Here is a 281-nt window from a genome sequence, read left to right as displayed (position 1 = left end):
TCGGGCTGCCGCCGAGCGGGGCCATGGATGCCGCGGCGCTGGCACTCGCCAACGCGCTGGTGGGCAACGCGCCATCGGCCGCGGCGATCGAAATCGGCCCGTTCGGCGCGGCCTTCGTGGCGCGCGACGGGGCGGTGCGTTTCGCTCTCGCCGGCGCGGCTCGCATCATCAGCGTCAACGGCACGCCGGTGGCCAATTGTCGCAGCTTCGTCATCGCCGAGCATGAGACGCTGACGCTCGGCGCCGCCCGCGACGGGGTGTTCTCGTATCTCGCGATCGAA

At 71.9% G+C, this 281-nt stretch carries 1 pseudogene; it reads left to right on the top strand.

Going from position 1 to position 281, the window contains the following annotated elements:
- Positions 1-5: 5 nt before the first annotated feature.
- A pseudogene (locus RMT89_RS42445) lies at positions 6-281 on the top strand (allophanate hydrolase subunit 2 family protein); the annotation flags it as partial.

The organism is Streptomyces sp. P17, assembly GCF_032436805.1.
Classification (GTDB): domain Bacteria; phylum Actinomycetota; class Actinomycetes; order Streptomycetales; family Streptomycetaceae; genus Streptomyces.
The sequence above is the reverse complement of the archived record's forward strand: the minus strand, read 5'-3'. Positions and strand labels throughout refer to the sequence as shown.